General features: G+C 42.7%; 10 protein-coding genes. 5 read left to right on the top strand and 5 right to left on the bottom strand.

Annotated elements, in window-relative coordinates; genetic code table 11:
- Positions 1-7: 7 nt before the first annotated feature.
- The 4 genes from B2107_RS01830 (at position 8) to B2107_RS01815 (ending at position 4229) form a co-directional block, all read left to right on the top strand.
- Positions 8-928: a hypothetical protein gene (locus B2107_RS01830; RefSeq protein WP_293952612.1), complete on the top strand. Its 921-nt coding sequence runs from the start codon at positions 8-10 to the stop codon at positions 926-928.
- A 74-nt stretch (positions 929-1002) separates the two neighbouring features.
- A complete protein-coding gene (locus B2107_RS01825) occupies positions 1003-2079 on the top strand; it encodes a cytochrome-c peroxidase (protein ID WP_293952610.1) in 1077 nt (358 codons plus the stop codon).
- A gap of 197 nt (positions 2080-2276) precedes the next feature.
- Complete coding sequence (locus tag B2107_RS01820) at positions 2277-3524, top strand: S41 family peptidase (RefSeq protein WP_293952609.1); 1248 nt, start codon at positions 2277-2279, stop codon at positions 3522-3524.
- A gap of 141 nt (positions 3525-3665) precedes the next feature.
- On the top strand, positions 3666-4229 hold the full coding sequence (locus B2107_RS01815; protein ID WP_293952607.1) for a biliverdin-producing heme oxygenase: 564 nt from the start codon (positions 3666-3668) through the stop codon (positions 4227-4229).
- Positions 4230-4694: 465 nt separating this feature from the next.
- On the opposite strand, the gene B2107_RS01810 is transcribed toward B2107_RS01815, so the two are convergent.
- From B2107_RS01810 to B2107_RS01790, 5 genes are all read right to left on the bottom strand, one after another.
- The gene (locus B2107_RS01810) at positions 4695-5699 is read right to left on the bottom strand and encodes a metallophosphoesterase (protein ID WP_293952605.1); all 1005 of its coding nucleotides are present in this window, start codon (positions 5697-5699) and stop codon (positions 4695-4697) included.
- 9 nt (positions 5700-5708) lie between these two features.
- Positions 5709-7358 (bottom strand): RagB/SusD family nutrient uptake outer membrane protein, encoded by a 1650-nt coding sequence (locus tag B2107_RS01805; RefSeq protein WP_293952603.1) that lies wholly within the window; start codon positions 7356-7358, stop codon positions 5709-5711.
- Positions 7359-7452: 94 nt separating this feature from the next.
- Complete coding sequence (locus B2107_RS01800) at positions 7453-10491, bottom strand: SusC/RagA family TonB-linked outer membrane protein (protein WP_293952601.1); 3039 nt, start codon at positions 10489-10491, stop codon at positions 7453-7455.
- Between the two features lie 5 nt (positions 10492-10496).
- Positions 10497-11600: a FecR family protein gene (locus tag B2107_RS01795; RefSeq protein ID WP_293952599.1), complete on the bottom strand. Its 1104-nt coding sequence runs from the start codon at positions 11598-11600 to the stop codon at positions 10497-10499.
- A gap of 39 nt (positions 11601-11639) precedes the next feature.
- A complete protein-coding gene (locus tag B2107_RS01790) occupies positions 11640-12164 on the bottom strand; it encodes an RNA polymerase sigma factor (protein ID WP_293952597.1) in 525 nt (174 codons plus the stop codon).
- A gap of 940 nt (positions 12165-13104) precedes the next feature.
- On the opposite strand from B2107_RS01790, the gene B2107_RS01785 reads away from it, so the two are divergent.
- Positions 13105-13296: a cold-shock protein gene (locus B2107_RS01785; RefSeq protein ID WP_046676064.1), complete on the top strand. Its 192-nt coding sequence runs from the start codon at positions 13105-13107 to the stop codon at positions 13294-13296.
- Positions 13297-13685: the final 389 nt, after the last annotated feature.

Genomic DNA, 13685 nt, shown 5'->3' with positions numbered 1-13685 from the left:
TATTTTTATGCTAGCATTAACATGCTGGTCCTGTAAAACCGAATACCCCAGCCTACCCTACAACGACATCGAATCCTTTAGCATTCAGGATGCTGATGGCAAAACTTTGTCAGCCAGTATTGTGAATGACCAGATTATCTTATATTGGCCACCCTTGGTGGAGCAGCCCGAAAGCATTACGCCCACTATTAAAATTTCGGAATTAGCGACAATTACTCCTGCATCTGGGACAGCAATACAGTTACAATTCGACAAACCAATTACCTATACTGTGCGGGCACAAGATGGTTCCAGCAAAAATTATACATTGGTATTCCAGTACAACCAGCCGCTGGTACAGGCAGAAATGAATCTGCTTGAAGGCAAATATTACCTTAGTTACCCAAAAAATGAGGATTTGGTAGTACGAGGAGAAAATATTTTGCCAGACGAGGCACAAACCAAGGGCTATCTGGTCGATAAAGATGGAAAAGAGACCTTACTTTCTTTTTCTCAACCTCCAACATCTTTCATTGCACAATTTAATACTCCAGAAGATCTCAAACCAGGCAAATACCACATCAAACTGATCTCCGGACGTTACACGAAACTCACCGATGCTTTTGAAGTATTCTTACCAACATTATACAACGTCATACAATGGCAAGGTATGTTTTATACTGGCAAAAAGGGCGGCGACTTGGTGCTGAACATAAATAGTAAAGAGACTTATGAACTTTATTTCAAGGCAGATTTTGACCATTTTATAGCGATTGATAACCTAAATAACGAATATACTATCAACAATGTAGTGTTTGATGTTGCAACGATGACAATAAAGCTACCCATTCCCGTATCTGTACGGGGAAACGCAATTAAATCCTTGAAGATGATGGATAAAAACGGGAAGTTATTGTCAGAAGGTGATTTTAGTATCACTTTAAATTAATTAACGTCTTGCCTAGGATATTTTTGAGCGCGTATTTTCGCTATCACGGAAGGCAATTGATCGTAGCATGTTTCGTGGCACTGATACTATGCAGTTGCAGCAAGAGCGCTTCTGTTCCAGAAGAGCCTACAGCTCCTACTTTGCCAGAAGAAACCTTACGCCAACAATATAGTAAATCGGCAGAAAAATGGCCAGCTGCCGCTTGGTACAACAATATCAAGGTACGTGAACTGGCCGCTTTACCCGAAAACCCATCGAAAGATAAGGCCGAGCTAATAGCACTTGGCAAAGCCTTATTTTTCGACCCCCGCACCGGTAATGGCATGAAGACTTGCGCTTCATGTCATCATCCGGACACCTACTGGATCGACCAAAAAACAACGGCAGATGGGATCGCACTGCATCACCGCAATACACCTTCCATGGAAAATGTCTGGTACCTGGAAGGCAAACTCTTCCACGATGGCCGCGCAATGACTTATCGAGAGCAGATCGCCGAAGCCATCAACTCCCCCATCGAAATGGGCGGAAATACGACTGCTTTACCCGCCAAGCTGCAAGCTATACCAGGCTATCTTCGTTTATATGAGGCGGCTTACTCGAGCCAGACGATGAGCGTCGAAGGATTGCTAGATGCCATAGCAGCGTATTCAAGATCAATTAGCAGTGGTGAAACCGCCTTTGACCGTTTTATCAAAGGAGATTACCAGGCATTAAACGATGCACAGCTCGAAGGCCTCCATCTGTTTCGCACAAAAGGGAAATGCATCAACTGCCATAACGGCGCCTTCTTTACCGATCTCGATTTTCATAATCTGGGTTATGCTGTTACCAGCAAAGGTGCCTTGGATAATGGTCGCTTTGAGGCAACAGGATTGGAAACAGACAAAGGTAAATTTCGCACGCCGGGTCTGCGCAATGTGATCCATACTGCACCCTACCTGCACAATGGTAGTATTTCGAGCTTAGGTGAACTGATCAACCTGCTGAGTCAGGGCATGCCCCAAAAGATAGGACAACAGATCAATGGCACCTTATCGCCGCATATTCAAAATATCCGATTAAGCAGTAAAGAACAGGAAAATATCTTGGCTTTTTTGGAGAGTTTATCCAGTGTACCAAACAAAACAGAACGACCTGTATTGCCCTAAAATAAAAAATCCCAAAGGGGATACCTTTGGGACATTTTGAGTACTCCACAGTAGCGGAGGCATCAAAAATTAAATAAATTGGCACAAAATTAGGCTTTTATATTAAATAAAAAAGTAAAAAAGTATTAAATTTCAGATAATTATCCATTTTGTAGCGAATCAACTACAAGGATGGGGAACAAAATGCGCATCAAATAATGAGTCGAATCCGCCAAATAGTTGGTTTATTAGCGACAATAACTGCTATAACAGCTTGTCAGAACGGCAGTAAAACAACAACTCTGCCCGATGAATTTATTAGTCCAAAAACAGGAACAAAAAAAGAATTGACTCTCGACTCAATCTACCTGTATGCCAAACAGCTATACCGCTGGCAGGAATCTCTCCCTTCATATACAACTTTTGATCCGCGGACGAAATATGCACAGATAGACCCCGAGCAAACGGCTTATGAGCGGGCACTTTTTGCCCTCAGCCAATACGCTTTGCACAAGAAAGATAGACCTTACGAATTGTCGACCATCCCCAATAAACCCAAATATTCATATTTGGAGCGTCGTCGTAACGACAAGAAAAGTAGTGGTCACATGGCCAGCATAGAAACACCTTACAGGTATGCTACACACCTGTCCTACTGGTCTGCGGGAAACAAACGGATTGCTTATGTTTATATTCCCTCCTTTCCCCAGCTCCAGACAGTGAAGGCTGAACTGGATCAACTTGCAGCCGAACTGGCGCAAAAACAAGTTACACATCTCATCCTCGATCTACGTCATAACGGTGGAGGTTATGTGGAGACCGCAGAATATTTAGCCAACCTCATTAGCCCAGCCAGACTGGATAAAAAAGTGATGTTTAGCGAGCAATTTCATCCGAATGTACAGCAAGGCAAAGCAAAACTACTCCTTAAACAACCCTATCTGGATGCCAGTGGCAAAGTGGTTCAATACAAAGGACGCCTTGCGACAATGGCTGATGTGGATTATAGTGAAAAAGCCAATACGCATTACTTTATCAAAAAGGGACATTTCAATTCACTACAGCAGCTGTCATGCATTGTATCTGAACGCACGGCTTCGTCAAGTGAATTACTGATCAGCAGCTTCAAACCTTATATTCCGATACGCCTGATTGGTCAGCAGACTTTTGGCAAACCCGTAGGTTTTTTTTCAGTCCAAATAGGAGATTTCGATGTATACCTGGCTTCATTTCTCATCCGGAATGCCAATGGCTGGTGTGATTATTTTGATGGCATACCCGTCGACCTGGCCTTAGCTCCGGTAGAAACCTCCCGCCATCCCGGGGATCCAAAGGAAGCCTGGCTTGCAGCAGCGCTAAAGGACATTACAAAAGACGAAAACCGCACAGCAATTTCGTCTGTTACTTATTTTCCGTTGCCAGCAGACGAAAATTTGCTACTTAAAACAAATTTTAGATTAAAGTAAGAAACTTATTGCAGCTGGACTTTGTCATACTTATGTTTAAATTAAAACCATTTTTCATAGATGATAAAGCAGAAAACAGCATAAATTTGTGGAAATAAATACGAATCTTTGTATAGAATCGTTATAAATAAAAATAAGAACATGTTAAGTCAACATATCAAAGAGCAAACGCACGCAGCTCACCAAAACGTAGAAGGAACGATCGTGCGCCAATTGAAAAATATTCGTTCTGAAGCAGATTACGCAGAAGTATTGAAAGGCTTTTATGCTTATTTCCGCGCCGTAGAAGATAGCATCGCTCCTTTTGTAACCGCAGAAGTATTGCCCGATTTGGCCGAACGCCGCAACTCATCTTACATCAAAAGCGATATCGAAGCTTTGGGTGGTAACGTAGATAACTTGCCGGAAGCAAATGCTCCAGCTGTAGCAAATATACAAGAAGCACTTGCATCATTATATGTTTTGGAAGGTTCCATCATGGGTGGTCCGTATATCGTGCAGATGCTCAACAAATATGGCGTTACCAAAGGAACTTCTTTCTTCGAAGGTTATGGCGAAAATAGCCGTATGATGTGGGCTGGATTTACAGCGGTATTAAACAAATATTCAGAAGATCCTGCCACTTATGATCGCGCAGTAGAGATTGCAAACCAAACTTTTTATAACTTTGGCGAAGTATTCACTCCTATTGCTAGTGCAAACTAAAATAAGTGCACCGGTGTTTATTTCCTTAGATGGAGCAAAAAAACAACAAATCAAAATGGCTTAAGCGTGCCGGAATTGGAGCATTTCTCTTCTTTCTGGCTAAAGGACTCGTATGGCTCGCTGTATTCTTTTTCGCAGCGAAGTCCTGCAGCATATCTATTTAACACAACGTGTGAAGCATTCCTCTGACGCGCAAAAAATGCGTCAGAGGAATGTTTCTTTTTTAACCCAGGTTAATCTGTTTTTTTTACCTCGAGCGCCAATGTATTCGGGTTGTGCTCGTACTGTGTTCGGACCACCTTCGGAGCTCAACAATCTGGTGATCATTATTGACCAAATCCCGAACAGGTAATTCCTGTTCAGGGTCTGTACGATAGCTGTACAGCACCTGTACAATATCTGTATCGCATCCGAATAAGGTACGAAGCAGGTACGAATCTGCTCCATACCGCCTGCCCTCTGACTTTATACTTTTGCAAGCACTGTCCGATACAGCTCTATACCCTCATGGCTGATAACCTGACAAGCTATTTCTTCGCTACTGATCGAGAAAGAGAAAAACCCGTATTGATCTTTCGCAAAACGACTATACGGCAGATCGGTTTTTACAGGCGTTACCTCTGATCCTGCCCCGGAGATAAACTGATGAAACTTCTTGCCTTCCACTTTTAAGTGCTGCAGCGAATGTTCATGTCCTGAAAGGTAGATATCTACTCCCCGCTTTTCAAAGATAGACTCCAAGACTTTTCGAACCGCCAGGGTGTCGTAATTCGTCGTCCGCGGCCCCGCCGTATACAGGGGATGATGACCGACGACAATTTTCCAATGGGCATCCGAGTTTTCCAGTAGCTGATCTAGCCAGGCCACCTGTTTCTCGGGTTGCTGTCCCGCAACATGTGGCCCATACTCGCTGTTACTGTAAAATTCAGGAATCATCGGATTAGTATCGATAAAGGCCATCAGTACTTTTTTCCCATCCTTAAGCGCAAATGTCTTGCTGTAATAACGCGCAGGCATCTTCCAACGTCTGCTGATCGTACTATAACGTACCTGTGCATCGGGATCTGATTTATAATCGTGGTTTCCCAAAATGGGATACCAGTCCCATTGCAGCGAAAATGCGGTATAGATATTTTCAAACGAATAATGCCACAGGGGATCATATTCACTGACCACTCCGGAAGGGTAAAAATTATCACCGGTAGAAATGATAAAGTCATTGGGATGATGATCGGCCCATTGGCCCATCTGCCCCGCTACAGCCAACTGATGGTCGGCACCATTGCGTCCCCAGTCGCCTACAGCCATAAAATGGAGATCATAGGCATCTCTGGGTTTCAAAAGCTGTTGTATATCTTCGCTTTCAAGTTGCGTAGGTTTTGTCAGACCGAAGCTACTGAGCGTAATTCCGCCCAGGCCGGCTGTAATCGCCGTGCCCAGGGAATTTTTCATAAAAGTTCTGCGTTTCATCAATAGATTTTAATAACCAGGATTCTGTTGCCAGTGGGTGTTTACGTTTAATACAGTTGTTGGTACAGGGAAAATACGACGGAACTTCTCGCTCATGCCGGCAGGATACAGCGATCGGAATCCCCAGTTATCTTCAAATTTTCCGTAACGGATCAGGTCATTTCTACGCCAGGACTCATCAGCAAACTCACGTGCCCGCTCATCCAACACATCCTGTAGACTTGGGGCAGCCGTGAGTACAGGTGCATTGACATAGGCTCGGATCTGATTAACCAAAGATTGTGCGGTCTGACCATTGGTCGCGGTAGCCCCACGGAGTATAGCCTCCGCTTTCATCAACAGGATATCGGCATAGCGAAATACAGGTACATCATTGCTCTGATTACGCTGATTGGCTGATGTAACGGCTACGTCCATATAAAACTTAATGGATCTGTACCCCATCGAGCGTCCCTTTTGGTCGTTACCTACATTCAGCGTGGCCGCACCATCCGAACGCAAAGTAATTTCTTTAGTTGTCTCCAATTGCCAATCAAACTGCGCATCTGCATCCGCAGCATTATAATCCTGATCTATGCCGCGTTTGGAAGTTCTGATCAGAAAAGGACGAGTCTTATCTTCTGTATAATTTGACCAATAATATTGCTTACCGCCGATGTATGAGGCATTTCTTTCGTCGCCTGCCAGATTAAATTTCTCCAAATAGCTTGGTAATACACGAAAAGTCCCCCCAACACTTTGAGGCAATGTTGCAAACTGATTTTGGGCACTTCGGTGTATCCAGAAGCGCGAATAAGTCATACCCTGCTGTTTTTCACGATCATAGGGTATGGCAAATATAAAATCCTTTATCTGATAACCATTATCGGGGCGAAACTTGGCCATAAACTTGTGGCTTGTCAGGTTAAACTGTCCTGAGGAAATAATCTGGTCGCACATCGCAACCACATCATTTAATTTTTCATTTTGTGTACTTGGATTGTAATTGGCTACGTCCGTAGCCGTATAAACAGCCCAGTTGAGGTACAACTTAGCCAGCAATGCTTCGGCCATATATTTCGTTGCTTTTCCATAGGTTGCTACAGAAACCGTGGTCGGTAACAAATCCTTCACCGCAAGCAATTCGGCCTCAATAAAACGGCAAATTTCAGCACGGCTTGAACGTGCGGGGACAGCATCAACAGGCCCTGTGATCAACGGTGCGGCGCCAAAATTATCCATCAGTATAAAATAATAATAAGCACGGATTGCGCGGGCAGGTGCCGTCAGCTTTTCTTTATCTTCCCCGAATAATGCAATGGCATTATTGGCTAAGGTGATTCCAGTGGAAGCATCGTTCCAGATACTTGGTAAGAGGCCGTTGTCTGCGTTCCAATTGTGCAGATGGAATTCGCGGTATCGACCGCCATCAAACCAGTCTGTACCCATGGAAACACTCACTGCTTCAACTGCCGAGAGTGTTTGGACCATCCAATGATCGCGCCCCATTGCGCCACGATAGGCGGCATATACATCGGCAAGAATTGCCTCGGCTGCACGTTCCGAATCCGGAAATTCCGTCAGTTGTGATTTTATATCAACATCCAGATCGGTACAAGATCCCAGCGAAAAACTCAATGCTGATAAGGTTAATAAACGAATTAATAGTGTTGGTTTCATATAAATTAGTTCTTGTTCTATAGGCCATGTGGCATGCTCCATTTATGTCAACAGGATTGTTTCGATAAGAAGTTTTCCATCCCACAGATCTGTCTTATAAATTAAAGTTAAGGCCAAACATAAACGTTCGCGTCCGTGGGTAGGTCTGGCGGTTATCAATTCCCGGAGTTAGCCCTCCCAATCCCACCTCGGGATCAATACCTTTATATTTCGTCAATACAAATACGTTGTTCATCGTTGCATATACTCTTAGGTTTTTAATCGGTATATTTTTCATCGGTATCGTATAGGCCAACGTAACATAAGCCAAACGCAGATAGCTTCCATTCTCCAGGTAACGGTCCGATAGGTAATGTGCATTTATATCCGTCATGCGCTCGGTTTCCACAACGCTGGCAAGTACGTTTTTCTGCCCAGCATTACCAACAACGTTTGAATGGCGCGCTCGGGTAGCGTTCATAATTTTCTGTCCAAAAGCACCTTGGAACATTGCGGTTAAAGAAAAATTCTTATACGAAAAGCTATTGTTCCAACCCAGTGTCAACTTGGGCTGTGGACTTCCCGTCACAGCCTGATCTTTCTTCTGTGGTGTTGTGGTTGTTTCGCCTGTACGCTCGCCCGTTTTCTCATCTCGGGTATAGAATACCGACACCCCTTCATCGTTGTAGCCTGCCCATTCCCAGGTATAAAACTGACCTATAGGTGCTCCCGGTGTCAGCCTCTGCTGAAAAACATTGGTCTGCCCAGCCCCACCCAGATCCGACAATTCGATATAATCCTGCGTAAACTGCTCGTTGGCAATGCTCACCACCTTATTGGTATTGTGGGACAGTACCAATCCGGTATTCCATTTGAAATCCTCTTTATCAATGGCATTTGCATTCAGACTCAGTTCAATCCCCTTATTCTCTATTTCACCAACATTGGCAGTCAGCGTTGGATAAATATATTTCGATTTGCTTACCTGATAATCATAAATCAAGTCACTCGTTTTCTTTTTATAGACCTCCAAAGACCCTGTCAGGCGATTTTTTAGAAATCCGAAATCCAGGCCTAGATTAATCATACTGGTTGTTTCCCATTTGAGGTTCGGATTGCTATTGCGCAGCACCATCAAAGTACGTAATGGGCTTACCTGACCATCGGCACTTACATAATCGAAAAACTTGGATGAGGCACCACGTACAGACTGCGCTGTAAATGCATCAAAGCCCAATGAGTTGCCACTCACCCCGAACCCCGCACGCAGCTTTAAGTCATCAAAAATTCCGGTTTCACGGATGAATGGTTCCTCCGAAAGGCGCCACGCTGCAGACACCGAAGGAAATGTCGCCCAACGATTGTTGGTTCCGAAAGCCGAGGAACCGTCGCGTCTTACCGTCGCCTGTAGGAGATACTTGTTATTATAGGCATAATTCACACGACCATAAACAGATATCATACGCAAGGTGGAAAGATAATAGTTCCCAAAGCCCAACAAATCAACTACATTGGCCATACCCGGATTATAATAACTCAAATCGTCACTGTAATAATCGGAAGTCGTCAATTGAAAACCATCGTTATTGTTGTTCTCCTCCCATGAATAACCTGCCAGTGCAGCTACCTTATGTTTTCCGGCGAATGTCTTTTCATAACTCAGGTTCATTTCCATCACTTTCCGTTCATCTTCTACAGCGGCACGGATAGATTTGCCATTCTGACCACGTCCTGCCATCGAAAACATCGAGTAGTACTGTGCATTGTTAAACTGCCTATTTTGCAGCGAAAGATCAATATTATAGGTTAACCCGGGCAAGATCTCATAGCCCAGTTTTGCATGCGCCTGGAGCACCTTAGTTTTAGAAAAATTTGTATTCTCTTCAATTAAGGAAAGTGGATTGGCATATTGCGAACGATCGGCTTTTTCAAACCAGGAACCATCGGTATTTCGGACCGGCGATACAGGCAGGTAATAGTACATCGCATCATACACGCTGAGTCCCTGATCCAAAGCAAGCACATCATTCTGCTTGGTGATACTTGCGTTGACATTGAAAGAAGCCGTCAGCCGGTCATTCAGCGCCTTGGTCTGCAAAAACGCTCGAGCAATCTGCCGCCCCATATCAGTCCCTTTGATAACCCCATTGTTTTTGATGGTATTGAGACTGATGCTATACTGTGTTTTTTCTGCACCTCCAAGAATGGATATATTATGGTTGTTCGATATCCCTGTCCGCTCCACAGCTCTTTGCCAATCGGTATCTGCCCCTAAGTCGTCCGTTGGTTCCATCGAAAATCCATTATCATTGACATAAGACCGGTATTGCGCCGCATTCATCATCTCATAATGCTTAGCCACTTTATCGATCGCCAAATAGCCGTTGTAATTGATATTGGTCTGCCCTGATTTTCCACGCTTCGTTGTAACGATAATAACGCCATTGGCCGCTTTTGAACCATAAATTGCGGTCGCTGAGGCATCGCGAAGCACGTCAATAGACGCAATATCATCGGGCGCTACCAAAGCCAGCGATGCACCCGGGACCCCATCGATCACATAGTAGGGTTCCATCGCTTCACCACTACGTAACGTTGAAGCTCCTCGGAGACTAACGGAAGGCGTCGCATTGGGATTACTGTTATTGGTTGAAATCGTCAGGCCGGCAACCTTTCCCTGTAGCATCTGTGCTGGTGAGGTAAATACACCGACATTAGCATCTTCCGCTTTAATGCTTGTGATCGAGCTTGTCAGATCTTTTCTGGACACACGACCATAACCAATGACGACCTCATCCAGTTTAACGGCACTCTGCTGAAGCTTCACACTCAACGACAAAGGTTTTCTTGCCTCTATGACATAACCCGAAAGCGTATCGGACTGAAATCCAACAGCCGAAAACACAAATTGATAACCAGCATGTTCCACCAAATTCTGAAAATGGAATAGTCCCTGACTATTTGTGCTGGTGGTCACACTAGCGCCTCCATTGACCGGAATGGCTTTCACGCTGACACCGGGGAGGAACTCGCCCTTTTCATTTTGAACAGCGCCTTTCACCTGTTGCTGTTGTGCATGAACTTGGGTTAGTCCAGCTGTAAGCAATGCAAAAATAAGCAGATTCCTTTTTTGTGGATTTGTTTTTCTGAGCATATTTGTTAATTATTTAGATGTTCGGTAGTCGTGTTTTCCTGCTTGTAAAGCGTGTAGCTGCCGTCCGCATTGGCAACAAAGCGCAATTCATTGATTAAGCAGATTGTTGTCAAGATATCTTTCAAGGAATTTTTCTGTACATCAATCTCACCCGTATAGTGAATAGCCGCTATCCCCTTGTCCCCCAAATGAATCTGCTCCTTGAATGCTATTTCTAAAGCCTGTAACACAGCAGGCATCGGTGTATTTTTAAGATTTAATAAATCCGGGGCAGACAGATCAGGCATGTTCAATGGCTGTTTTTTATTGACGGCTTCAATTCTTGTTGCACCTCGTGAATCAACCGTCAGCTTTTGACCCGGACCATCCAGAAACACGTGTTTGAAGTGATCGCTTAGGGACGACACAAGCACCTTTCCTGTATGCAATGCAACAGTCACAGATTGATGCTTCAATTTGGTATTAATCGTAAAGGATGTACCGAGCGCTGTCGTTTTAGTGCCATTGGCAAGTACCGAAAATGGACGATTTGGATCTGAAACAACATCGAAGTATGCTTTACCAAGAAGTTCTATATCGCGGGCATGTTCAGCAAAATTTTTCACATAGCGAATCTTACTTTGAGCAAACAAGCGTACATGCGATCCATCGGGTAGATCCAAGATTATACTGCGGGGATTTTTATTTTCTTTCGAAATCCAAACCGTATCTTGAGCTGCTACAACCGACTGAGCTGCTGACCACTGATCAGCAGGCTGCGGAACTGAATCTTGCGTCCACCATGTGACAAGATAAAAGGAAAAGAAAACGATAATCGCCGCCGCAGCACTGTATCGAAGCATCTTGACCAACCGATACCGCCGTAAAACCTTGCGCTCCATTTCCTCTCCTTCATGTTGAATGGCATATTGAATATTCGCTTTCATCGCTTCTGCGGGCACAACGTCCTCCATCGCCGTGCTATCGAATTTTTCCCATTCCTCGTCCTTAAAAATTTCATCTACCAGGAAGGGCATTTTCCAGATTTGCTTTTTAATCTGATGCTGCTTTTCGTCATGCTTCATATTACTATTACGCAGGTCAGCACGACTTCCCTTAGTGCTTAACAATTATTTAATATAGGAAAGCGACATTTATAGTTGCCGAAGCTAGAGCATGATGGAATAAAGATGTTGTTTTAGCTGAAGAAGTGCTTTACTGATATGCTGTTCCACCGTCTTTGTGGAAATAGAGAATTGGGCCGCAATCTCTTTATGGGAAAGACCTTCCTTACGGCTCATTTCAAATACCTTACGACGCATTGTGGGCATATTCTGAATATCCTTTTCCATCATACGCAATAATTCTTTGTTTTCTATCGCGCGAATCAAACTGTCTGTAAAAGGAGTTGCGGCGGCCTGTCCCTCATATTTAAACCTTGTTGCCTCTTTACGCAGCAAGTCGATCATCACCTGCCGTGCCATACCAAATAACTGTACCAAGATGCTAAGCTGATCGTCAAGTCGCTCTCTTTGGTTCCAAAGTTTAATAAAGGTCAGCTGTGTGACCTCCTGTGCGATATAGTCCGATTGCGTACGCTTGAGTACAAAACCGAAGATCTGCCGATGGTATTTATCGTATACGATATTAAAACTTTTCTGATTGGAAGATTTGATTGGCTGAACATGTTCCATTGCGATGTCAAAATTAAAAGCACAAGATTTCTTCAATATTAAGTTAATATCAATATTAAATTAAAAAAAACAAATACACAAGCATCTCATATAGCGCAATTCATTTTTACTTGAACAAATTTTATGTAAAAGAAAGGAAAAATCTACCTAGTATTGCATGCTGGAATATATCATATAATAAGCAGAGTCCATAATTGTTGAAAAATTGCTGGCAAATAAAAGCACAGTCCATCAACCAAGTCCGGTAAACGTGTTCTACGAATACTTAACCAGGGGATTATTCATTTTGTATTATGATAAATTTGGCAAAGATTACGATAGCGTCTTTATATAAGCCTGTCTTAGCATGGTCCTCTAAGCAGAATTAATCCTATTCCGAGTCTCGCTATTGGCACAAAAACGCTATTACGTGTGGCTTATTCTTTCGATGGGGATTCCATAAGCTACGCCTTGTTCAATATGACGGCACATGCTGATGTGATGCCGAAGACTATTTCATAATGCTATCCTATTTGCTTCGTTAGGCACTTCGACAAACATAAACGCTTTCCTTTATCACGTTTAAAAAAGATGTGCCAATTTATTTTACCTTTAAAACCAACTTTAATACGACTTAACGGCGGAATTACCCATTCATTTTAATAATAAGTTCTTATATACTATGATTAACAATATTTTATAGCTATATTTGATAAATAATCGGCTCCATTTGCTTATCTGAAATCGAAAAGTTACCACACTTCCCGCTCAGTTTCGCATCTTCAGAAGCATTTTTTGTTGTCAAAATAATAGGTGAAGTACCTTTTTGAACTTGAATATACCCAAGCACATTAAACTACAAACATCATTTCTTGCATACAAATCGATTGAATAGGGTTAAGATATCCGTATCGTAACGCGAATTTATTTATAGAATACTTTAATAATAATATATAAAACAATGCAAGAAGGAACTATTAAATTCTTCAACCAAACAAAAGGATTTGGTTTTATTACTCCAGCTGCTGGTGGAGATGACATTTTCGTACACGTATCAGGATTAATCAACGAAGTACGCGAAAATGACAGTGTAACATTTGATGTAGAAAACGGTAAAAAAGGTGTTAACGCTGTTAACGTACGTATCGCATAATTAAGTAAACACACAAGAAGATGTCTATTTATCTTCTTGCGAAGTGCAGCGGGCAACCGTTGCACTTTTTTTATATATTCTACATAACTCAACGCTATTTAATCCGTCAAAAATATTCAATAATGTATATTTAAATCACACCATCTTCAGGCCACCTTCAGGCTTAGGCAACTTTCTTTGTCACGTCATAGTGTCAGTCCTGAGTTCAGAAGTTATTTCTATTTTCAATAATTAAACACCTTAATTTCCACTTACACACTTAATGAACATAAAATACATATATAGTTGTAAATAAAAATTATATACATTTTTATTAAAAAATTCTATTTTATTTCATTTGCTATACGGCTCAGATTTTTGATGATTTTTCAAATAGGATTGTTTCTACA

The organism is Sphingobacterium sp. UBA7855 (assembly GCA_002500745.1).
GTDB lineage: Bacteria > Bacteroidota > Bacteroidia > Sphingobacteriales > Sphingobacteriaceae > Sphingobacterium.
This window is presented reverse-complemented; position numbering and strand designations above follow the sequence as displayed.

What these genes read in the sequence shown, in the direction of transcription:
- B2107_RS01830 (WP_293952612.1), top strand. Translation starts at nt 8, where the DNA reads ATGCTAGCATTAACATGCTGGTCCTGTAAAACCGAATACCCCAGCCTA.
- B2107_RS01820 (WP_293952609.1), top strand. Translation starts at nt 2,277, where the DNA reads ATGAGTCGAATCCGCCAAATAGTTGGTTTATTAGCGACAATAACTGCT.
- B2107_RS01815 (WP_293952607.1), top strand. Translation starts at nt 3,666, where the DNA reads ATGTTAAGTCAACATATCAAAGAGCAAACGCACGCAGCTCACCAAAAC.
- B2107_RS01810 (WP_293952605.1), bottom strand. Translation starts at nt 5,699, where the DNA reads ATGAAACGCAGAACTTTTATGAAAAATTCCCTGGGCACGGCGATTACA.
- B2107_RS01805 (WP_293952603.1), bottom strand. Translation starts at nt 7,358, where the DNA reads ATGAAACCAACACTATTAATTCGTTTATTAACCTTATCAGCATTGAGT.
- B2107_RS01800 (WP_293952601.1), bottom strand. Translation starts at nt 10,491, where the DNA reads ATGCTCAGAAAAACAAATCCACAAAAAAGGAATCTGCTTATTTTTGCA.
- B2107_RS01790 (WP_293952597.1), bottom strand. Translation starts at nt 12,164, where the DNA reads ATGGAACATGTTCAGCCAATCAAATCTTCCAATCAGAAAAGTTTTAAT.
- B2107_RS01785 (WP_046676064.1), top strand. Translation starts at nt 13,105, where the DNA reads ATGCAAGAAGGAACTATTAAATTCTTCAACCAAACAAAAGGATTTGGT.